18 protein-coding genes and 1 other RNA gene are annotated in these 20,937 nt (G+C 49.2%); 8 read left to right on the forward strand and 11 right to left on the reverse strand.

The features are described 5' to 3' along the window. Positions 1-41 precede the first annotated feature (41 nt). Positions 42-1,961 carry a threonine--tRNA ligase gene (thrS, locus tag DL94_RS0108425; RefSeq protein WP_028129774.1) on the reverse strand — a complete coding sequence of 640 codons (1,920 nt, stop codon included), beginning with the start codon at positions 1,959-1,961 and terminating at the stop codon, positions 42-44. 429 nt (positions 1,962-2,390) lie between these two features. Here thrS and DL94_RS0108430 point away from each other — a divergent pair, with 429 nt between their 5' ends. Both DL94_RS0108430 and DL94_RS14560 read left to right on the forward strand, forming a co-directional pair. Further along, positions 2,391-2,771: a PH domain-containing protein gene (locus DL94_RS0108430; protein WP_028129775.1), complete on the forward strand. Its 381-nt coding sequence runs from the start codon at positions 2,391-2,393 to the stop codon at positions 2,769-2,771. A 36-nt stretch (positions 2,772-2,807) separates the two neighbouring features. Further along, complete coding sequence (locus DL94_RS14560; RefSeq protein WP_028129776.1) at positions 2,808-3,599, forward strand: vWA domain-containing protein; 792 nt, start codon at positions 2,808-2,810, stop codon at positions 3,597-3,599. Between the two features lie 104 nt (positions 3,600-3,703). Here the strand turns inward: DL94_RS14560 and DL94_RS0108440 are convergent, their stop codons facing one another. The 6 genes from DL94_RS0108440 to DL94_RS0108465 are packed head-to-tail and all read right to left on the reverse strand — an operon-like array spanning position 3,704 to position 8,438. Next, positions 3,704-4,600 (reverse strand): prephenate dehydrogenase, encoded by an 897-nt coding sequence (locus DL94_RS0108440; protein ID WP_028129777.1) that lies wholly within the window; start codon positions 4,598-4,600, stop codon positions 3,704-3,706. After that, on the reverse strand, positions 4,601-5,614 hold the full coding sequence (aroF, locus tag DL94_RS0108445) for a 3-deoxy-7-phosphoheptulonate synthase (protein WP_028129778.1): 1,014 nt from the start codon (positions 5,612-5,614) through the stop codon (positions 4,601-4,603). A gap of 22 nt (positions 5,615-5,636) precedes the next feature. Beyond that, complete coding sequence (locus DL94_RS0108450; protein ID WP_028129779.1) at positions 5,637-6,089, reverse strand: N-acetyltransferase; 453 nt, start codon at positions 6,087-6,089, stop codon at positions 5,637-5,639. A gap of 14 nt (positions 6,090-6,103) precedes the next feature. Next, positions 6,104-6,733 (reverse strand): endonuclease III, encoded by a 630-nt coding sequence (gene nth / locus DL94_RS0108455; RefSeq protein ID WP_028129780.1) that lies wholly within the window; start codon positions 6,731-6,733, stop codon positions 6,104-6,106. Between the two features lie 47 nt (positions 6,734-6,780). After that, the gene (locus tag DL94_RS0108460) at positions 6,781-8,142 is read right to left on the reverse strand and encodes a PFL family protein (protein WP_028129781.1); all 1,362 of its coding nucleotides are present in this window, start codon (positions 8,140-8,142) and stop codon (positions 6,781-6,783) included. 26 nt (positions 8,143-8,168) lie between these two features. Next, positions 8,169-8,438: an ACT domain-containing protein gene (locus DL94_RS0108465; protein ID WP_028129782.1), complete on the reverse strand. Its 270-nt coding sequence runs from the start codon at positions 8,436-8,438 to the stop codon at positions 8,169-8,171. Positions 8,439-8,815: 377 nt separating this feature from the next. On the opposite strand from DL94_RS0108465, the gene DL94_RS0108470 reads away from it, so the two are divergent. Next, on the forward strand, positions 8,816-10,204 hold the full coding sequence (locus DL94_RS0108470) for a pyruvate carboxylase subunit B (RefSeq protein WP_028129783.1): 1,389 nt from the start codon (positions 8,816-8,818) through the stop codon (positions 10,202-10,204). Between the two features lie 211 nt (positions 10,205-10,415). On the opposite strand, the gene DL94_RS0108475 is transcribed toward DL94_RS0108470, so the two are convergent. Next, positions 10,416-11,369 carry a magnesium transporter CorA family protein gene (locus DL94_RS0108475; RefSeq protein ID WP_028129784.1) on the reverse strand — a complete coding sequence of 318 codons (954 nt, stop codon included), beginning with the start codon at positions 11,367-11,369 and terminating at the stop codon, positions 10,416-10,418. Between the two features lie 322 nt (positions 11,370-11,691). After that, entirely contained in the window at positions 11,692-13,680 is a 1,989-nt protein-coding gene (locus DL94_RS0108480) for a methyl-accepting chemotaxis protein (protein ID WP_028129785.1), read from the reverse strand. Positions 13,681-13,910: 230 nt separating this feature from the next. On the opposite strand from DL94_RS0108480, the gene ssrA reads away from it, so the two are divergent. The 5 genes from ssrA to DL94_RS0108500 all read left to right on the forward strand — a co-directional run bounded on the left by ssrA (position 13,911) and on the right by DL94_RS0108500 (position 18,774). Then, positions 13,911-14,251, forward strand: a transfer-messenger RNA (tmRNA) gene (gene ssrA / locus DL94_RS15640). Between the two features lie 159 nt (positions 14,252-14,410). Then, the gene (locus tag DL94_RS0108485; protein ID WP_028129786.1) at positions 14,411-16,060 is read left to right on the forward strand and encodes an RNA-binding domain-containing protein; all 1,650 of its coding nucleotides are present in this window, start codon (positions 14,411-14,413) and stop codon (positions 16,058-16,060) included. Between the two features lie 179 nt (positions 16,061-16,239). Then, complete coding sequence (locus DL94_RS0108490; RefSeq protein ID WP_028129787.1) at positions 16,240-16,500, forward strand: hypothetical protein; 261 nt, start codon at positions 16,240-16,242, stop codon at positions 16,498-16,500. A 116-nt stretch (positions 16,501-16,616) separates the two neighbouring features. Further along, entirely contained in the window at positions 16,617-18,242 is a 1,626-nt protein-coding gene (locus DL94_RS0108495; RefSeq protein ID WP_028129788.1) for an IS1182 family transposase, read from the forward strand. Between the two features lie 253 nt (positions 18,243-18,495). Continuing rightward, positions 18,496-18,774: a hypothetical protein gene (locus DL94_RS0108500; protein ID WP_028129789.1), complete on the forward strand. Its 279-nt coding sequence runs from the start codon at positions 18,496-18,498 to the stop codon at positions 18,772-18,774. Between the two features lie 197 nt (positions 18,775-18,971). Here the strand turns inward: DL94_RS0108500 and DL94_RS0108510 are convergent, their stop codons facing one another. Together DL94_RS0108510 and DL94_RS0108515 are read right to left on the reverse strand one after the other, a co-directional pair. Continuing rightward, a complete protein-coding gene (locus tag DL94_RS0108510; protein ID WP_028129790.1) occupies positions 18,972-19,961 on the reverse strand; it encodes a restriction endonuclease in 990 nt (329 codons plus the stop codon). A gap of 195 nt (positions 19,962-20,156) precedes the next feature. Then, positions 20,157-20,924, reverse strand: a complete 768-nt coding sequence (locus DL94_RS0108515) for a ZIP family metal transporter (protein ID WP_037371654.1) — start codon at positions 20,922-20,924, stop codon at positions 20,157-20,159. Between the last annotated feature and the right edge of the window lie 13 nt (positions 20,925-20,937).

Raw genomic sequence — 20,937 nt, forward strand, 5'->3', positions numbered from 1 at the left:
TAAAAAACCTCCCTTCCCGGGAGGTTTTTTAGTGCCTTTAATTAAAATTCTTCGCTCTTGCTGGCGATTTTTTCCTGGACGTACTTAATGAAGTCATCAACCTTCATCGTTTCGCTGTCCTTCACGCCGCGTTTGCGGACTGCGGCCGTGCCGTCAGCCATTTCCTGGTCACCGACAACCAGCGTGTACGGCGTTTTCTTGACCTGGCTTTCACGGATTTTGTAGCCCGTCTTTTCATTGCGGTCGTCCACTTCAACACGCAGGCCGAGGTCAAACATTTTCTTCTTGAGCTCGTAAGCGTAATCAGCATGCTTGTCCGTAATCGGCAGGATACGTACCTGTACCGGAGCCAGCCAAGTTGGGAAAGCACCGGCGTAGTTTTCAATCAGAATACCGATAAAGCGTTCAATCGAGCCGTATACCACGCGATGCAGCATAACCGGACGATGCTTTTCGCCGTCTTCGCCTACATAAGTCAGGTCAAATTTTTCCGGCATCAGCATATCGAGCTGAATCGTACCACACTGCCACGTACGGCCAATGGAATCACGCAGGTGGAAGTCAATCTTCGGGCCGTAGAACGCGCCGTCACCTTCGTTGATAACGTACTTGAGGCCGCGGTGCTCCAACGCATTGCGCAGGGCGTTCGTAGCATTTTCCCAGATTTCATCAGAACCCATGGAATCCTCAGGACGCGTGGACAGTTCTGCCGTGTACTTCAGACCAAACGTGCTGTACACTTCATCAAAGAGGTCAATCGTGTGCTGGATTTCTTCCTCAATCTGAGCCGGCGTGATGAAAAGATGCGCATCGTCCTGCGTAAAGTTGCGGACACGGAACAGGCCGTGGAGTGCACCGGAAAGCTCATGGCGGTGAACAAGACCAAGTTCGCCCATACGCAGCGGCAGGTCACGATAGCTGTGCTGATGGGATTTGTACACCAGCATACCGCCCGGGCAGTTCATGGGCTTTACAGCATAATCTTCATCGTCAATCTTCGTGAAGTACATGTTTTCTTTGTAGTGGTCCCAGTGGCCGGACGTTTCCCACAACTTGCGGTTCATAATCATCGGCGTCTTGATTTCCTGATAGCCATAACGGCGATGAACTTCACGCCAGTAGTTAATCAGTTCGTTGCGAACAACCATACCGTTCGGATGGAAGAACGGGAACCCCGGGCCTTCTTCATGCAGGCTGAACAGGTCAAGTTCCTTGCCCAGTTTGCGATGGTCGCGCTTGGCAGCCTCTTCGAGCATGTGCAGGTATTCATCAAGGTCAGCCTGCTTTTCGAAAGCCGTACCATATATACGCTGCAGCATCTTGTTCTTTTCGCTGCCGCGCCAGTAAGCACCAGCAACACTCTGCAGCTTGAGTGCCTTAACCTTGCCCGTAGATAATACATGGGGGCCGGCGCAGAGGTCCGTGAATTCGCCCTGCGTATAGAGCGTAATCAGCGCATCTTCCGGCAGGTCGTTGATAAGTTCGACCTTGTAGCTTTCGCCCTTTTCCTCAAACATTTTAAGAGCCTCGCTGCGGCTTACTTCTTTGCGTTCGAGCTTAAGGTTTTCCTTGACGATTTTCTTCATTTCCTTTTCGATATCCTTAAGGTCGGATTCGCCTAGCTGACGGTCCATATCGATATCGTAGTAGAAACCATTGTCAATAGCCGGGCCGATAGCCAGTTTTACATTATCTTCCTTATAAAGACGCTTTACAGCCTGTGCCAGAATATGAGAGGCCGTGTGACGCAGTGCCCAGCGGCCGTCAGCCTCTTCAAACGTCAGGAACTCTACCGTGCAGTCCTTATCAAGAACAGCCGTCAGGTCCTTCGTTTCGCCGTCAACCTTGGCAGCCAGTACCTTCTTGGCCAGACTGTTGCTGACCTGTTTTACAAAATCCAAAATGCTCGTGCCTGCCTCAACCTCGCGCAGCGCACCGTCCTTCAACGTAATCTTCAGCATTGTATTTCCCTCCTAAAACAAAAAAACTTCGTCCCTAAATAGGGACGAAGTTATAACCTCGTGGTTCCACCCTGATTGCCACAGACTATGCCCATGGCCGCTCAGCGCTTGTAACGATAGCGTAACCGTCTGCCAATACTGATGGGCCCAGCCCACGTTCCTGCCAGCAGCTCCAAAGTGGTAACAGCAACAACTAACCCAGAACCCTTGCACCATACAGGTTCCTCTCTAAGAGCCGTTTCCTCGCTGTCATGTCTCTGTCTTTGCCTTTAACCGATAGACATATTATAGGTTGCCCAAGTTGACATGTCAAGGGATAACACCAAAATCCCCTGTAAAAAATTCCCCTGCCCTTTTCACTTGTCGTGGCAGGGTTATGAGCTGCCAAAGTTGAATAAGTATAGCATAAATCTAAAGGAGGCAGTAAAAATGAGTATTATCAGCGGACTAATCGGCAATGCGGCGGAAACGGATATCGAAGATGTAAAAAAAGACTACGGCAAACTATTGGGCAAGAGTGAACAGGTAATCCAGGCCTACCAATGGGTGCGCGACCTGCTTATCTTCACTGACTACAGACTGATACTGGTGGATATACAGGGTGCTACCGGCAAAAAAGTCGACTACCACTCCATTCCCTACAAGAGTATCCGCCACTTCGCCGTAGAATCCACCGGACACTTTGACCTGGAGGCGGAGCTTAAAATATGGGTAGCCGGTCTTGGTGCTGAACCACTGGTCTACACCTTCAGCAAGGACGCCGACGTCTACCGCGTACAAGCCCTGCTGGCAGAATGCGTCGGCAAATAAGCAAAAAGAACGGATAAAAAACAGGAGCTGATTCACGTGTATAAAACTTTAATATCACTGGCAGCGGTGCTCGTCATGAGTACCAGCCTGTGCTTTGCCCGGGAACTGCCAACGGATAAACCGGTGGAAAAACCGTCCACAGAAGTACAGCAGCCACTGTTCCTGCAGCATGAGCATACGTCTAAATGTATTCTTACCTCTGCCGACCCCGTGCAGATAATCTGCATTCTTGACCGTTCCGGCTCAATGCGCAAGGTAGCCGAAGATACAATTGGCGGCTATAACACTTTCATAGAAAAACAGAAACAGAAAAAAGGACGCGCCGAAGTTACCACCGTCCTATTCGATGACAGATACGAAAAAATCGTAGACGCCAAAGATATCCAGAAAGTACCGGAGCTGACCAGTAAGAGCTACTACCCCCGTGGCATGACGGCCCTGCTTGACGCTGTCGGCCGCACCATCACCGGCACCATGGATAAAATGAATCAGAACGGCATCTGCCCAGCCAAGCGGCGCGTGCTGTTCCTCATTATGACCGATGGCAAAGAAAACAACAGTGTAGAATACACCAAAGCTGACGTAAAAGCCATGATTGATACAGCCTCTAAAGAATATAAATGGAATTTTATCTTCATGGGGGCCAATATCGACTCGGTATCTGAGGCTGCAGCCCTAGGTATCGGTGCTGACCATGCCGTGAATTACAAACACGACGCCGGCGGCGTAAGACAATCCTTCTCCCGCATGGACGCCGCCGCCAGTGAAATGCGCGACAAAGGCAGCGTCGGCGAAAGCTGGAAACAAGCCGGCGAACAGTCACAGTAAATCCTTTAAACATCTCCCCATCGCTTACTGACAAAATTTTCATAGCAAAAGGCAGTGACAAAATGCTTGCGCATCTTGTCACTGCCTTTCAGTATTCTATGCAGTTAGTTCGGGTCGAATTTGTTTTGGGCGTTTTCGAGCAGGGCGTCACGGCGTTTCTTGGAGGCGGTGAAGTAGTCGTAGACGGCCTGTCTGTCCTGGGACTCACAGGCTGTAATCACAGTGCCGATAATTTCCTGCAAGGTCCTGAGGTTGGCAGCAATGGCCTTGCCGTTGGTCATGCAGATATCTGCCCACATATCGGCATTGGACGAGGCGATACGGGTGGTATCCTTGAAACCGCCGCCGATAAGTTTGATACAGGACTCCATATCGCCGCCAGACTGGTTGAGGAGTGTTACCAGCGCTGCCGCCGCTACATGGGGCACATGGCTGATAACGGAGGCACAGCGGTCATGTTTGGCGATATCGAGCGTTGTAAAGTTGGCTCCGGTATGCTTTAGCAGCGCCATGAGCTTTGCATGCGCCTCTGGCGGTGCGCCTGTGTCCTCCACGATGACGTAGGCCTTGCCCACGAACAAGTCTTTTTTCGCTGCGGTCACGCCGCTTTTTTCCCGGCCGGTCATGGGGTGGCCGGCGATGTAGTAGATATCCGGGGGCAGAATCTTTTGCAGATGCTCCCAGATATACTGCTTGGTACTGCCGGCGTCGGTGATAATCGCGCCTTTTTTCAGATAGGGCAGTATCTTTTCCACCATGGGCACGATTTGCAGTACCGGCGGGCTCAAAAAGATGATATCCGCCTGCTCCACAACGGCTTTTACGTCCGGCGAGGCAAAGTCCACTGCTCCCAGTTCCATAGCCTTGTCCATGGAGGCCTGGCTGCGGCACAGGCCGGTGATGTAGATATCATCGCCCAGCTTGTCCTTTAGGCACAGCCCCAAGGAACCGCCAATAAGGCCCACACCGATAATGGCCAGCGTTGTTTTTTCCTGTGCCATTTATACAGTGCGCTCCATTACCGCCGCAATTTTGCCCAGGTCCTCCATCAAGCGGTTGAAATTCTTCGGCGTCAGGCTCTGGTCACCATCGGAAAGCGCCACCTCCGGATGGGGATGTACTTCGATGATGAGGCCGTCACAGCCGGCAGCCACAGCCGCCCGGGCCATGGGCTGAACCATCTGCCAGCGGCCGGTGCCGTGGCTCGGGTCCACGATGATGGGCAGGTGGGAAAGTTCCTTCACGGCCGCCACAGCGCTGAGGTCCAGCGTGTTACGGGTAAAGGTTTCATAGGTGCGGATACCGCGCTCGCAGAGGATAACCTGCTCGTTGCCGCCAGCCATGATGTACTCGGCAGCGTTGAGCCATTCGCTGATGGTCGCCGACAGGCCGCGTTTTAACATAACGGGCTTTTTCACTTTGCCCAGGGCCTTTAACAGCTGGAAGTTCTGCATATTGCGCGCGCCGACCTGATAAACATCAGCGTATTTGCCCACCAGTTCCAAATCGTCTTTATCGACGATTTCCGTAACGACTTTGAGGCCTTCTTCATCTGCAACCTGACGGAGCATTTTGAGTCCTTCTTCTTCCAGTCCCTGGAAGTCATAGGGGCTGGTACGGGGCTTGAACGCACCGCCGCGCAGGAACTTGGCACCGCCGGCCTTCACGGCCTTGGCAGCCTCGCGGAGCTGGTCAATGCTCTCTACGGAGCAGGGGCCGGCCATAACCACGATTTCCTTGCCGCCGATTTTCACCCCGTCCACGTCCACGATGGTTGCCTCGGGATGGAAGTTACGGCTGACCAGCTTGTATTTTTCCGTGATACGGACGGTCTTTTCCACACCGTCCATCATATTCATTTCCAGATTGGCAATCTTGCTCTTTTCACCAATTACACCAACTATTGTTACTTCAGCACCTTCCGATATATGGGTTTTAAGTCCAGCTGATTCAATCTTTTGAATGACACGCTGCAAGTTTTCTTTAGTAGCATTGGGGCTCATTACAATAATCACGCTAATACCTCCATTACTTACATTACACCTTCACCATAGCGATTTCATCGCAGTTAGGGAATTTGGGGCAATCTATACATTCTTTCCACACCTTATGCGGAAGTTCCTCTTTATTTATGACGGTAAAGCCCAAAGCCTTGAAAAATTCCGGCTGATAAGTCAGGGTAAAGAACTTCTCAATGCCCAGGTTTTCGCCTTCGGCCAGCAGGTGGCGGACGATTTCCGCGCCTATGCCCCGGCGCCGCTTTTGGGGTGATACGGCCATGGTTCGCACCTCAGCCAGTTTATCCCAAATGATATGCAGGCCGCCGACACCGGCCAGCGTGCCGTCATCGTCAATGGCCACCACCATATCCCGCAGGGTTTCATAGAGGGTGTTACGGGAACGGGCCAGCATAACTCCCTCGGCGGCATAATCAGCCACCAGTTCATATATTGCCTCCACATCAGCAAATGTGGCTTTGCGATAAATCATGCTCTCATCTCATTTCATTGACAACTGGGGCACACCTCAGCCAAAGGACACTCATGACACAGCGGCTTGCGCGCCTTGCAGATATTCCGGCCATGCCAGATAAGCCAGTGATGGGCTGCCGACCATTTTTCCTGCGGAATGGCTTTCATCAGCCGTTTTTCCACAACCAGCGGTGTGTCGCCCACTGCCAGTTTCAGCCGGTTGGCCACACGGAAAACATGGGTATCTACGGCAATAGCCGGTATGTCAAAGCCTACGCTCAGCACCACGTTGGCCGTTTTGCGGCCGACACCGGGCAATTCCATCAGCAGTTCAAAATCCGCCGGTACTCTCCCCTGAAATTTGTTGCACAGTTCCTGACAGGCGCCCATAATGTTTTTGGCCTTGTTATGGTAGAGACCGCAGTCACGGATTTCTTCTTCGAGTTTCTCCAGCCCCATGTCCATAATGTCTTCCGGCATGGTTACCTTTTTAAACAGCCGGGCCGTGGTCACATTGACGCGTTTGTCTGTGCACTGGGCCGACAAAATCACCGCAATCAGCAGTTCAAAGGGATTGTGGAAAATCAGCGCCGGTTTGGCATCTTTGTAGACTTCCCCTAAAATGCGTATCTGTTCTTCTTTAATTTTATTGGTAACACGCATAATGCTCTCCTAATACTAATGGAGCCGCCAAGCAGCTCCATTTATCTTTAATTGGTAAGACTGCGAATCGGTGCCGGAATACGGCCGCCACGGGCGATAAACGCCGCCGAGCTGTAATCGTTCTTCACCGGCACAATGGGGCAGTAACCCAGCAGGCCGCCAAATTCCACCATATCCCCGACCTTCTTGCCCGGTACTGGGATAACGCGGACAGCCGTGGTCTTGTTGTTAATCATGCCGATAGCTGCCTCATCAGCGATAATGCCGGAAATTGTCGCAGCGGAAGTATCGCCTTCAATAGCAATCATATCCAGGCCGACGGAGCAGACACAGGTCATGGCCTCCAGTTTTTCCAGCGACAGGCTGCCAGTCTTGATGGCGTTAATCATGCCTTCGTCCTCGCTGACGGGGATAAAGGCACCGGACAGGCCGCCCACGTGGGAAGATGCCATCAGACCGCCCTTTTTCACGGCGTCATTCAAGAGGGCCAGAGCTGCCGTCGTGCCTGGAGCACCGCAGGACTCAATGCCCATTTCCTCAATGATACGGGCCACGCTGTCACCCACAGCCGGCGTTGGTGCCAGTGACAGGTCAATAATGCCAAAGGGCACGCCCAGACGCTTGGAGGCCTCCCGGGCCACCAGCTGACCGACACGGGTAATCTTAAAGGCCGTTTTCTTGATGGTTTCAGCGACTTCTGTAAAGTCAGCACCCTTCTTGGCCTCCAAAGCGTGTTTTACCACGCCGGGGCCGCTGACGCCCACGCTTACCACCTTGTCAGCCTCACTGACACCGTGGAAAGCACCGGCCATAAAGGGGTTATCCCCGGGGGCGTTGCAGAATACTACGAGCTTGGCACAGCCCAAAGCGTCATTATCGCGGGTAAGCTCCGCTGTACGCTTGATGACCTCACCCATTTCGCGGACGCAGTCCATGTTGATACCGGTCTTGGTAGAACCGAGGTTTACCGAGGAGCACACCACGTCCGTGGTAGCCAGAGCCTGCGGAATAGAGTTAATCAAGATACGGTCGCCATTGGTAAAGCCCTTTTCCACCAGGGCAGAAAAACCACCGATAAAGTTGACGCCGATTTCCTTAGCTGCCTTGTCCATAGCCTCAGCCACGGGCACATAGGTGTCCGTCTTGCAGGCGTCAGCTGCGATGGCGATAGGCGTTACCGATACGCGCTTGTGAATGATGGGAATACCGTATTCCGCCTCGATATCCTCACCGGTTTTCACCAGGAACTCTGCCGATTTGGTAATCTTATCATAGACATTACGGCAGAACTGCTCCATGTTGGGGTGCGCGCAGTCACGCAGGGAAATGCCCATTGTAATGGTACGCACGTCCAGCTTATTTTCGGTAATCATCTCATTTGTTTCGATGATATCATCTATACTAATCAAAAATTTTTCCTCCTCGTAAGGCCTGCTCAGATATTGTGCATTACATTAAAGATATCAGCGTGCTGTGCCTTGATATCCACATTGATTTCCTGACCGCTTTCCTTCAGTTTCTGCTGCAGGTCCACCAGCTTGATTTTACTGCTGCTGATTTCAGCAATCAGAATCATATTGAAATAACCATCGAGGATATTCTGATTGATTGACAGAATGTTGACATTGTTCTCGGCAAGAATCTGACTGACCATGGCAATGATACCTACACGGTCTTTTCCAACTACGGTGACTACAAGTTTCATTTACACATTTCTCCTCACAATTTCAAATTTAGCCGCCCATTGTGTAAACATAGAACAATGTGTCAACACAAATTAGCTTCTCTCATTATACCAAGGCCTCGCTAAAAAACCAATACTTCCCCGGAAAAACTTTCCCTTTTTAATAGTACACTTTTATTATTCTAAATGGTTATAGTACGGGAAAAAAATCACATTTTACATTGACATTCTGCCAATTAGTACCTATACTGTATTTGTGATGTTAATTATTGTGATACTCCAAAAACCTTGTATACACGCCGTCTGATGGCTGTAAGAACTTCGTTTTTTCAGTTTATCACGTCATAATAAACATAACTAAGGTTTATGTATTTATAGTTTAGAGGAGAGTGTTAGTTATGGCAAAGAAACCTGTAAAGATTATGGAAACCGTACTCCGCGACGGTCATCAATCTTTATGTGCAACCCGCATGCGTATCGAGGATATGCTCCCGCAGCTCAAAGCTCTGGATTCCGTGGGCTACAAAGCCTTGGAAGCATGGGGCGGTGCTACCTTTGATACCTGCCTGCGTTTCCTGGGTGAAGACCCCTGGGAACGTCTGGATACTTTGAAGGCTAACCTCAATACTCCGATTCAGATGCTCCTGCGCGGCCAGAACCTGCTGGGCTATAACCACTACTCCAATGACGTAGTGGAAAAATTCGTCCGCAAAGCCTCCGCTCATGGTGTTGGCGTATTCCGTATCTTTGACGCCCTGAACGATGTACGCAACTTGAAAGTAGCTATCGAGGCTGCTCTGGCCTGCCCGGAAAAGCCGGAAGTACAGGGGTGCCTGGTTTACACCATCAGCCCGGTACACACCAACGAAAAGTTCGTGGAACTGGCCAAAGAACTGCAGGATATGGGCTGCCATTCCGTCTGCATCAAGGATATGTCCGGTCTTTTGAAACCTTATGTTGCTGAAGATTTGGTCAAGAAACTGAAAGCAGCGCTCGACATTCCTGTAGAACTGCATACTCACTGCACCTCCGGTTTCGGCCATGCTACGTACCTCAAAGCTATTGAGGCCGGCGTAGATATCATCGATACGGCTCTGGCTCCGTTCTCCTCCGACACCTCCCAGCCCTGCACGGAAACCATGGTCCGCGCTCTGGAAGGCACGGAATATGACACGGGTATCGACGTACAGAAACTCACGCCGATTTCCAAGCACTTCCTCGATGTTAAGAAACGCGTTATCAACGAATTCAACCTCAAAGGTTACTTCGATATCAACCCCAACGTACTGGACTTCCAGATTCCGGGCGGTATGCTCTCCAATCTGGCCAACCAGCTCAAAGAGGCCGGCATGGAAGACAAATATCAGGAACTGCTCGACGAAATGCCGCGCGTCCGCAAAGACCTCGGCTATCCGCCGCTCGTTACGCCGTCTTCCCAGATTGTGGGCACCATGGCAACCTTCAATGTCATGAGCGGTGAACGCTACAAGATGGTTCCGAAAGAATTCAAAGACCTGGCCCGCGGCAAATTCGGCCGTACGCCGGTTGCTATCGACCGCGATTTCCTCACCAAGACGCTGGGCATTGCTCCCGAAGACATCATCGAGGATTGCTCTGTCGAGGACGCAAAGGCCAAGACCTTTGCCGAGTTCGAATCCGAACTGAAGGAAAAAGGATTCCTCAACCCCTCCGAAGAAGATGTGCTCTCCTATGCTCTCTTCCCGCAGGTGGCCGAAGAATTCTTCCAGAAACACTATCAGAAGGTTACGGCTTACAAACGTTCCTAACCCCAAGAAAATATTCCAAGTCAAAAAAGCAGTACCAGAACCGGCGGTTCTGGTACTGCTTTTATAACGCCGTTGTTCCAGTTTTGCCATAGGCAAAACTTCCTCTTGGCGTTTCAACGAGGCGGGAGATATGCTCGCCGCCTGTTTTGGTATTCGTGCCCCCACCTGCTGAGGTGGGGGACATTTTCTTGCCTCGTTATATTTTATGAGCTTAAAACATATCTTTTTTCCATAAGGCATACGCCCCGGTAATACTGATGCCGAAAGCTATCAGCATGATATACAGGAAACCGAACCTGTTCTCCGTAAAGGGCACAGGCACGTTCATACCAAAGAAACTGGATACAACTGTAGGTATAGCGATGATAATCGTCATCGCCGCCAGGAATTTCATCACGAGGTTCTGATTGTTGGCAATGATGGACGTAAAAGTATCAGCCATGCGGGCCAAAATCTTGCTGTACATCTCCACCATTTCCTTGGCCTGCTTGTTCTCGATAATGACGTCCTCGAGCAAATCCTCGTCCTCTTCGTAGGCCTTGAGAATTGGCGTCAGCGCCGGGTTTTTACGCATGCGCAGCAGTTTATCGAGCACCGCACCATTAGAACGGATAGCGGCGTTGAAGTACGTCAGACCCTTTTGCAGTTCGAGCAGGCGCAGGATTTCACTGTTTTTCATATCATGGCGCAGCTGGTTTTCGATATCATCAGAGCGCTTGCTGATTTGCCGCAGGTAACGCAGGTAGAAGGTCGCGGACTTATACAGAATCTGAAAGAGGAACCGGGTTTTCTTATAAGTACGGAAGAGCTTAGCCGTCCGTTCATTGAACTCAGCCATGACCGGGGTTTCCTCGAGGCAAACGGTAATGATGTAGTCCTCGCTGATGATAATGGCCAGCGGCAAAGCGTCATAGCTGTCATCGCCGCGGTTCACCGCCACATTGGTCAGGACCATGACGGAATCGTCCTCGATATCAGTATGAGAGCGTTCCTCATCATCGAGTGCCGAGCGCAGAAAATCCGGGTCAACCTCTGTAAGGTTGCTGACCACTTTCAGCTCGTAAGGTGTGGGGTCCACAATGTTTATCCAGGCTCCGGACTCCAGCGTCTTTAGAGTCAGTTTCTCCAGCGGCCCACTTTCCATGGACTTGTAAATTTCAAGCATGGTTATCTCCTCTCTATGGGAGGAACCTGCTCACGCCCTAATCAGTATACCGGTCAGGATAACAGAGTAAGTTCCCCATGTTTTTAATGTGCATCGCTTAGGGTTTGCCGTATCAGGGTGATCGTCCATTATCCTCACCAGCCTTTCTGTCAGTAATTTTCCAACCTGTATTATAACGCTAAATTATCTATTTTGCTAGAGGCAAAATAGATAATTTAGCGTTTCGTCGGGCTTGTCCCGGCATAACGCCGTGGTTCAGATTTTGCCAAAGGCAAAATATAAAATCCGGGAAGCTCAAGGCTCCCCGGAAAACAGCTGCTTATTACAGTTTAAACTTATTGATGGCATTCTGCATATCTGCTGCCAAATGGGCCAGGGACTGCGACGCGGCGGCAATTTCTTCATTGGAGGCCGACTGCGACTCTGTGGAGGACGAAATCGTATTCGTGTGCTCCGCGGTCTTGCGGCTGATACTATCGATGGAATCAACCGCCTCGACAATGTTGCCGGCACCTTCCGATACGGAATGAACCGATACGCCAATCTCATCAATCTGATTTTTGATGCCGTTGACCTGACTCATTATATCCTGGAACTGCTCGCCCACCGTGCGGATAGCCTCAGCACCGGACTGGACTTCATTCTTGCCTTCCTCCATAGCGGCTACCGCATTGGCAGTGTCGTTCTGAATCGTGAGAATACGCGCCTTTATCTGTTCAGCCGACTCCTGTGACTCGGCCGCCAGCTTTCTGACTTCATCGGCTACCACAGCAAAGCCACGGCCGTGTTCACCGGCCCGGGCCGCCTCAATGGCCGCATTGAGTGCCAGCAGGTTGGTCTGGTCAGCAATAGCGGAAATCGCCTCGACAATCTGGCCGATTTGCTGGGAGCTGTCCCCCAAAGTTCTAACCACGTCAGCAGAGTTCATAACACTCTTTTCGATATGCGCCATCTTGGTGGTGGCGTCCTGCATGAGCTGTTCACCGCGCTTGGCAGCCTCGGACGTAGTCAGCGCTGCCGTCGTAACCTTCTTTGTTTTTTCCGTCATGGCAGTGATATCCACGAACACGCTGTCCACGTTCTTCTTGGCACCGTCAATATCAGTAAGCTGCTGGTCCATGCCCATGGACACCTCACTGATGGTTTCCGCTACATGCACAGAGGCGTCTGCCGACTGATGGGCATTAGCCGTGAGCTGTTCGGAAGAGGCCGCCACCTGCTCAGAGGTAGCCGCCATCTTGGCAATGAGGTCATGCAGATGTTCCTGCATGGTATTAAAGGCATTGGTCAGGGAGCCGATTTCATCACCGGACGTAACGGGCAGCTTATTCACTCGCAGGTTGCCATCAGCCAGCTGCGTTGCCTGTCCCTCCAGGGCCACAATGGGCCTGGTGATACCGAGTGCAAAGTAAAAGCACATGCCCACTATCAGCAGAAAGCCTATCACGGTAAGCAGGCCGTATACCAGGCGCATATGGTTAAGGGGGCCAAACACATAATCCATCGGCACCGCCATGGCGATAAGCCAGCCGGTGGTAGGTACTGTGGTATAAGCCAGCACCTGGCTGACACCGTCAGCGTCCTCAAAGGTAAAATAGCCGCTGCCGCTTTGGAACATGGAATCCAGCTTTTCCCCTATGCCCTTTATATCCTTGGCCTCGGACATTGGCTGTTCCTTGCCGGACGTCGCCAGCAGCTTGCCCGTCTTTTCAATAATGTAACCAATACCCTGGTCACGGTATTTGATACGCTGTACCTGTTCTTTTAACACTGTCAGGGTGATATCACCGCAGATAGCTCCACGGAACTCCTTGTTTTCCCCATAAAACGGTGCTACAGCCGATACAACGAGGTCACCGGTACTCTTACTCTTGTATACGTCCGTATAAACTGTCTTGCCGGCCTCCCGGGCCTGCGCATACCACGGCCGCATACGTGGGTCAGTTTTCCCCGTTTCATCAGGGCTGTAAAAAGGCAGGAACATGCCGTTTTCATCGCCGCGTGTCATTTCCTGAATATCCTTATCCGAGGCAGCCACGCTCAGGAGCAGCTGCATGTCAAAGGTGTCAAGCTGCATCCACGGGGCCTTTTCCAGTTCCGTCATCAGGTCAGCCTGCGAAGTGACAGGTTTAGCCTTCTCCTTCAACCAGCCATCAACGGACTCACGTTCAGCATTGATATTGGCGACAATTTCCTCGTTCACCGCCTCTGACAAATTGTTGTAGGCCGTGTAGTAACCTGTCAAGGATACCGTCATCAAAATAACGCCCACCACACCTGCCAGCAGGATAAACTTCTGCTTGATGCCCATTTCTTCACTTCCTTATATTCTTATGCCATCACATACCATAAAGCAATTTCATTCTAGAGATATTATCCGAAGTAATAATTCTACATCAGGCATAAATATCCTGCCTTTACCTGCCATATTTTAGACAGGCAGGCCTTGGTTTTACTCATTTTTTCAAACTAAATATGGAAAATATCTTTCCCTTGACAAACATGGCACATAAATGTTATATTATGTGTTACAATCAATTTGGGGATGTAATGGTTTCGACGGGGTATTGAAGCCACGAGGTTCGCAGGCCAATGGTTATGAAGCCTAACTCTTAACCGCTAAATGTAATTGACGAATTCGATTACGCTTACGCTGCCTAAGCCTCGCGCTTAGTTAGCCCCCTCGGTATCACTAGCTGTGGGCAGGGCTGAGGGTTTTAAATAAGCACAGCAGTTTTCCCTGTTTTCGCAAAACCGGGTGGTGGAGAACTCTGAATCCCAGAGTAACGCGCCTATGTTGCTGGCATACTCCAGCTATTGCGATAATGCCTTGTGATGTGGATGTATTTCGGACAGGAGTTCGATTCTCCTCATCTCCACCAAAAATGGAGATACAGGCGCTGACATGTCATTTTTGACAAGTCAGCGCCTTTTTTGTGTTTCAACTCAATATAGTAAAGCTTAACGCCTAACACACGCGTGCATTAAAATTGATTTCAATACACGCGTGTGTTAAAATATGTGTAAAGGAGGCGATAGCCATGTGTATTCTCCCTCAGGCAGAAACTTTGACTATTGAATTTAAGAGCGATAAAACTCCCCTGCCGGACAATGATATTATTGACGCAGTAGTCGCTTTTGCCAACACCGAAGGTGGCGATTTATACCTGGGCGTAGAAGATGACGGCACCATAACCGGACTTCATCCCAGCCATCAGGATATCACCCGGCTGACTGCTTTTATCGCCAATAAAACCGTCCCCCCCGTCAGTACCCGGGCCTCCGTCCTTACCGCTAAGAACCAGCCAGTGCTGAAAATCAGTGTACCGAAATATACATCTATCGTTGCCAGTTCCACAGGAAAAATTCAGCGCCGCCGGCTGAAGGCTGACCACACGCCCGAAAACGTCCCCCTCTATCCTTACGAAATTCCCCACCGCCTGTCCAGCCTTTCCCTGCTTGATTTTTCTGCGCAGACTCTGCCTGACACCACACGCCAGGACCTCGCTGCCACGGAACGGGAGCGCCTGCGCAATATCATCCGCACCTATCATGGCGAATCCACGCTGTTGGAACTTGATGATTTGGAACTGGACAAAGCCCTGCGGCTTGTCGCCAAAGTCGGTGAAGAATACGTGCCCACCGTTACCGGCATGCTCCTTATCGGCCGTCAGGAGCGCTTGCAGGAACTTATACCCACCGCTGAATCATCCTTGCAAATTATGGATAACGGCCAGCTCCGCATCAACGAAACCTATACAATGCCCTTGTTGGCCAGCATTGAAAAAATCAACAATTACTTCACCACCATCAATCAGGAAGACGAAATGGATGTGGGTATGTTCAGAGTACCTATTCCTCATTATTCTCCACAAGCTTTCCGCGAGGCATTGGTCAATGCCTACAGCCATCGTGATTATTCCCTGCTGGGCCGGGTTCGCGTCCTCATTGAACGGGAAGGCATCACCATCAGCAACCCCGGCGGCTTTATTCAGGGAGTTACTTACGACAAGCTCCTTGACGCCGAACCGCACGGGCGCAATCCTGTGCTGGCTGACTGCCTGAAACGTATAGGTCTTGCCGAACGCTCCGGCCGTGGCATTGACCGCATCTATGCAGGCAGCCTGCGCTACGGAAAAATGCTCCCGGATTACAGTGATTCCACAGCAGATAACGTACGCCTTTACATCCCGGCCAGCCGCCCGGATAAGAATTTTATCCATCTGCTGACAAAAAAACAGGAACAACTTCACCGCGATTTCACTATTTATGAATTGATGGTGCTCAGACAGCTAAAAGGACATCATTTACTGACGTGTCAGGAAATCTCTGCTCGCACAGGTATTCCTGCTTACAAATTGGAAAGCACCCTGGAAACCCTGACTGCGGAAAAAATGATAAAAACCAGCCAGCAAGGAAAATGCACCTGCTATACCTGCACGGGGCAATCATACCAAACGCCCCCAAGCGAAATAAACTATATCAAAGAGCCCATCACAGACTACGCCGATTACAACCAACGCATTATGAAACTTGCCAATAAAAACGGAAGAATAACCCGGTCAGATGTCACCGCCCTTTTACCAGTTTCCCCAGCGCAGGCTTATCGGTTGTTAAATAGGCTAAAAGAGCATAATTTGCTTATTTTAGAGGGAAAAGGAAAGTATGCTCACTACAAGCCTGTTTTGTAATTTAAAAGTATTACAAATATCTTAATTTTTTTCGCAGGACAAGCTTCCGTAACCATATTTGGTGATTTAACAAAAATATAATCGTATTTTTATGGTATTCCAATCTCCAGCGCCTAGAATAAGCCCATGGAAAATAATCCCAAGGATGGCTTGATGTATTTTGAAAGGGGATTATCTCTATGAAAAAGAAATTTATGTTAGCCGCCGCTTTAGCTGTAACGACTTTCTCCGCTGGTCTTATGGGCAATGTTGCCAATGCCAGTCAGGCCCCGGCGCCGAAACCACCTATCGTCCAGCAGCAGGATAAGAAAGATGTAAAACCGGCCAAAGCCGAACCTCAGAAGAAGGACGTCAAAAAGCAGGCGCCTCAGAAACCAGCCAAGGACAAGAACGACAAAGATAAACAGCATAAGGAATATCAGCCCCCCAAAGCTCGCTGACTTCTATTATGGAAAATGGGCTGTTGCACGTAATGTGACGTGCAGCAGTCCTTTTTCATGTGCAAAAAAATAATCCCGGGGCTTGAATGCCTCGGGATTAGGTGTAGAATTTAGATATGCAAAAACCAAATTCACAAAAAGATTATACGTCTTTTGAAGGAAGCTATCAAGTATTTCTTCCATTTAATCTTGAATTTCAGATTGGCAAAGATGACCCCGTCCGCCTGCTTCGCCATTGTATTGGGGGTATGGATATTACGGCACTGGAAAAGACCTATCAGCGAATAAATCGAAATTTGGCGTCGCCAAGGCAGATGTTGGCCATCATTGTCTATGCCGGAATGAATCATATTTTCAGTTCTCGCAGAATAGAACTTGCCTGCAGGCGGGATATCAATTTCATGTACCTGCTGGAGGGGAAGCCTGTGCCTGACCATACAACCATCGCCCGGTTCCGTTCCAAACATTTGGCTTCCTGCATTAAGGAACTGTTTGCCCAGATGGACTTCATGCTGGAAGATATGGGGGCTATTTCCCTACTGGACATTTTCATCGATGGAACAAAAATCGAATCCGTTGCCAACAAATACAAGTTTGTCTGGAAAAAGTCTGTTCAAAAGAATCAAGCCAAGCTTATGGAAAAGATGCCGGACTTCGTGGACAAAGTCAAGGAAGATTTTTCGGTTTCCCTCTCACATGGCAAAGATATCCAACTGCACCATCTAAAGAAGCTGCGCCGCAAATTGAAATTCCGGCAGAAAGAGCAGGGAATCCAGTTTGTCCATGGAATTGGGAAACGCAAAACTAGCCTGCAGAAAACCATGGAACAGCTGGACGAGTTCATCGCCCGGCTCAAGAAATACAACAAATACCTGCACATCATGGGAAAACGCAACAGTTTTGCCAAAACAGACACAGACGCTACATTTATGCGGATGAAAGAAGATGCCATGAAAAACGGCCAGCTAAAACCTGCCTACAACATCCAGTACGGCACGGATTCTGAATTTGTTACATGGGCTACAGTTGGCCCGCAGCCAACGGACACCACAACCCTGATTCCCTTTTTGCAGGAAATTGAACACTATACACACAAACGTTACCGTAATGTTGTAGCAGATTCAGGCTATGAAAGCGAGGAAAACTATCTTTACCTCGAAACACACCAACAGCATTCTTTTATCAAGCCCAGTAACTACGAAAAAAGCAAGACCCGAAAATGGAAACAGGACATTGGCCGCAGAGAAAACATGACCTATCTGGCTGATGAGGATGCCTACCTCTGTGTCCAAGGCAGAAAGCTGACTGTAACCAAGGAATTTACCCGCAAAAGCAAAACCGGATTTCAAAGCAAGATAACCCATTACAGCTGCGAAAATTGCAAGGACTGTCCGGTAAAAAGTCAGTGCATACATGGAAATCACTGCAAAACGCCACTGGAAGAACGAACCAAGAATATAGAAGTATCCAAACGGTTCCAGCGCCAACGGCAGGAAGATTTGGAACGGATAACCTCGCAGAAAGGCATCCAATTGCGTGTAAATCGCAGTATTCAGGCAGAAGGAGCCTTTGCCGTGGTAAAAGCGGATATGAGCTTCCGCCGATTTTTAACCCGTGGCAATAAAAATGTCCTTGTGGAAACGATGCTGCTTGCAATGGCTTATAACATTCAAAAGCTGCATTGCAAAATACAGGCAGAAAAGCTTAACCGGCACTTAATCCCTGTGGATAACGCTGCTTAAAAAATCAAAGAGCGCAAGAAACAAAGACGATTTTCAGACCGTCTGGTGTCTTGCGCTCAAAATTCCTGTATTTTGCTCTTACTTTTAAGATATCGTCAAGTTGAAAAGCTAATGGGGCTGTGCATAAGTAATTTCTCACTCATGCAACAGCCCCTTTTTACTGCACTGACGTTTCTTATTTCCATTATGTTATTTTCGTTATATAATTAAAGTATCCTAGCAAGTAGTCATGTAATAGCTAAGGAGGCCAATTATGTTGTACTCAACTTTTTTGTTAAAAAACAATATCCATCTTAATGTCTATGTCCTTAGAGAATACGAGGACAGAGACGGTGGAATCAATTTAGCTATCCGCATTGAGCAGGAAGGCCATGCCGAAAACTATAGCGAATGGCGCCTTCCTGATGTTGCCTGTGCTAAGTCATTTGGCTTTTCAGAATCAGACAACTTCAAGGTTGAGGATTATCTGATAACCAATGAGTCCATTATTTGGGACGATTGGAGGGAACATAAAAATGCCCGAACTGCTTGATATATATCTTGGCTACAATTTTTATGTAAAGTCTGATGGTGATAATGAACCTGTCCATGTTCATGTAGCAAAAGGGCATCCTGAACACGCCACCGAGGCTGTCCCAAATTTTGGATAACCACCGACTCCGTAGAACTTGCAAAAGATTGCGGAACAGTTGACGCCAAAGACATGAGCAAAGTTCTGCGATTAACATTTTACTCCGACTTCGCTATCGGAATATAAACCATCTTCAATGGAATCATCTTTTTATATTTATCGCTCAAATTATCATAATATTTCAATATCAGTTCGACAAGCTCTGTACCATTTATCCCCCTAATTATCGGCGTGGTTTCAAGATACTTCTGAGCATTTTTCGTATAATTAGATAGCGTAACAAACAACCCATAATCCCCTTCACGCATAGCACCTTTTAGGGACTGAATTGTTGCTTCTTTAATATCGCTATCCTGGCTCTTAACCTGCACCAAAATTCGTGGTGGCAATTCATCCTTATACGCAGTAATATCTATACCGCTATCTCCTCCATGTGGAGAAACTATCGTTCGATAGCCCATCGCACCTAAAAGGTCAGCCACAAACTCCTCTAAATCATATCCTTTTAATTGACGGCTTAGCTCTTTAAGTATGAAGTCTTTCGTATTTTCAATTATATCATCGGCAGTTGCCCCGACACTTTCATCTTCGGCATCTGCGGATAAAGACTTCTTGAATTCGTTCTTGAGTGCCCCCAAGAACTCTTCTGCGTAGTTTTTCACACTAAAAAACGTCATAGCTGAACCAATTTCATAAAGTGCTCCTTGCGAAAATGCCATACGCGGCATATGTTTCAGCCACTTAACTTTTCTAGTCTGCACATATTCTTCCTGCGTAGAATCATAAATATACTCACCTTCTATCACACCAATATTTACCTCGCGATTAATTTTGGATGGAAATACAACATAATCCCCTATCTGCACTTCATGGCAAAATCGATAAAGCATCCCCGCGCTAGTCGCAACGTTCCCCTTCTTAGCATCAGGATAAACCTGCACATATTTTTCCTTAAATGCCTCTCTGTTTGCTTCCACTAAGACAAGGTTCCCCATCTTCGGCCAACCGATTGCAATTATATTATCTTTAAGAAACAGATTATCATTCAATGTATGTATTCCCCAAAATCTGCTTTCTTCATTTTCCATAATTATATCCTTCCCTCTTCCAACAATCTTCTTAAGCATAATTCGCTGTTATCCTCTTTTTTCCTGCCTTTCCTCTGCAAAACAGGCTGTGAAGTTACGGATATTCAATCCGTAGTTTCACAGCCTGTTTGTCTAAAATATATAATTTGCTTATATAGTACAACTTGTTCCATTCTGGAACAAGTTGACCTTCCTTCACCCCAGTGCCACATCCAAGGTCATCATCAGCGTAAATCCCACAGCAAAAGCAACTACACCGATATTACTGTGTTCGCCGGCTGACATTTCGGGGATTAGTTCTTCCACTACGACATAAATCATAGCACCGGCGGCGAAGGCCAGGAGATATGGCAGGATTGGCAGGACGAGGCTGGCGGCGGCGATGGTCAGCAGGGCACCAATTGGTTCAACGACGCCAGAGAGCATGCCGCTGAAGAAGGCTTTATGTTTCCCCATGCCTTCCGCCCGTAAGGGCAGGGAAATAATCGCGCCTTCGGGGAAGTTTTGGATGGCGATACCGATGGACAGGGCCAGCGCACCACTCAGGGTGATATCAGCATTGCCTGCCAGCCAGCCGGCAAAAACCACGCCCACCGCCATGCCCTCAGGAATATTATGCAGGGTTACGGCCAGCAGCAACATGATATTTTTCGGCAGTTTGCATTTTATGCCCTCTGCCTCTTGCGCGTCCATGTGCAGATGCGGAATGATATGGTCAAGGGCCAGCAGGAACAGCGTCCCTGCCCAAAAGCCGATGACCGCCGGCAGAAAAGCCATTTTCCCCATAGCTGCACTGCCCTCCATCGCCGGAATCAACAGACTCCAGACAGAGGCCGCGACCATGACGCCGGCAGCAAAGCCAGTCAGTCCTTTCTGCACGCCCGGCTTTAGTTCTTTTTTCAGTATGTAAACACAGGCGGCTCCCAACGTGGTTCCCAAAAAGGGAATCAGCAGTCCCTGCATTACTTCGATTGAC

Origin of the sequence: Selenomonas sp. AE3005, from assembly GCF_000686945.1 — a bacterium.
Lineage (GTDB): Bacteria > Bacillota > Negativicutes > Selenomonadales > Selenomonadaceae > Selenomonas_A.

Excerpts from the sequence above, each read along its gene's own strand:
- thrS (WP_028129774.1), bottom strand. The coding sequence starts at position 1,961 with ATGCTGAAGATTACGTTGAAGGACGGTGCGCTGCGCGAGGTTGAGGCA.
- DL94_RS0108430 (WP_028129775.1), top strand. The coding sequence starts at position 2,391 with ATGAGTATTATCAGCGGACTAATCGGCAATGCGGCGGAAACGGATATC.
- DL94_RS0108440 (WP_028129777.1), bottom strand. The coding sequence starts at position 4,600 with ATGGCACAGGAAAAAACAACGCTGGCCATTATCGGTGTGGGCCTTATT.
- DL94_RS0108450 (WP_028129779.1), bottom strand. The coding sequence starts at position 6,089 with ATGATTTATCGCAAAGCCACATTTGCTGATGTGGAGGCAATATATGAA.
- nth (WP_028129780.1), bottom strand. The coding sequence starts at position 6,733 with ATGCGTGTTACCAATAAAATTAAAGAAGAACAGATACGCATTTTAGGG.
- DL94_RS0108465 (WP_028129782.1), bottom strand. The coding sequence starts at position 8,438 with ATGAAACTTGTAGTCACCGTAGTTGGAAAAGACCGTGTAGGTATCATT.
- DL94_RS0108470 (WP_028129783.1), top strand. The coding sequence starts at position 8,816 with ATGGCAAAGAAACCTGTAAAGATTATGGAAACCGTACTCCGCGACGGT.
- DL94_RS0108475 (WP_028129784.1), bottom strand. The coding sequence starts at position 11,369 with ATGCTTGAAATTTACAAGTCCATGGAAAGTGGGCCGCTGGAGAAACTG.
- DL94_RS0108480 (WP_028129785.1), bottom strand. The coding sequence starts at position 13,680 with ATGGGCATCAAGCAGAAGTTTATCCTGCTGGCAGGTGTGGTGGGCGTT.
- DL94_RS0108485 (WP_028129786.1), top strand. The coding sequence starts at position 14,411 with ATGTGTATTCTCCCTCAGGCAGAAACTTTGACTATTGAATTTAAGAGC.
- DL94_RS0108490 (WP_028129787.1), top strand. The coding sequence starts at position 16,240 with ATGAAAAAGAAATTTATGTTAGCCGCCGCTTTAGCTGTAACGACTTTC.
- DL94_RS0108495 (WP_028129788.1), top strand. The coding sequence starts at position 16,617 with ATGCAAAAACCAAATTCACAAAAAGATTATACGTCTTTTGAAGGAAGC.
- DL94_RS0108500 (WP_028129789.1), top strand. The coding sequence starts at position 18,496 with ATGTTGTACTCAACTTTTTTGTTAAAAAACAATATCCATCTTAATGTC.
- DL94_RS0108510 (WP_028129790.1), bottom strand. The coding sequence starts at position 19,961 with ATGGAAAATGAAGAAAGCAGATTTTGGGGAATACATACATTGAATGAT.
- DL94_RS0108515 (WP_037371654.1), bottom strand. The coding sequence starts at position 20,924 with ATGCAGGGACTGCTGATTCCCTTTTTGGGAACCACGTTGGGAGCCGCC.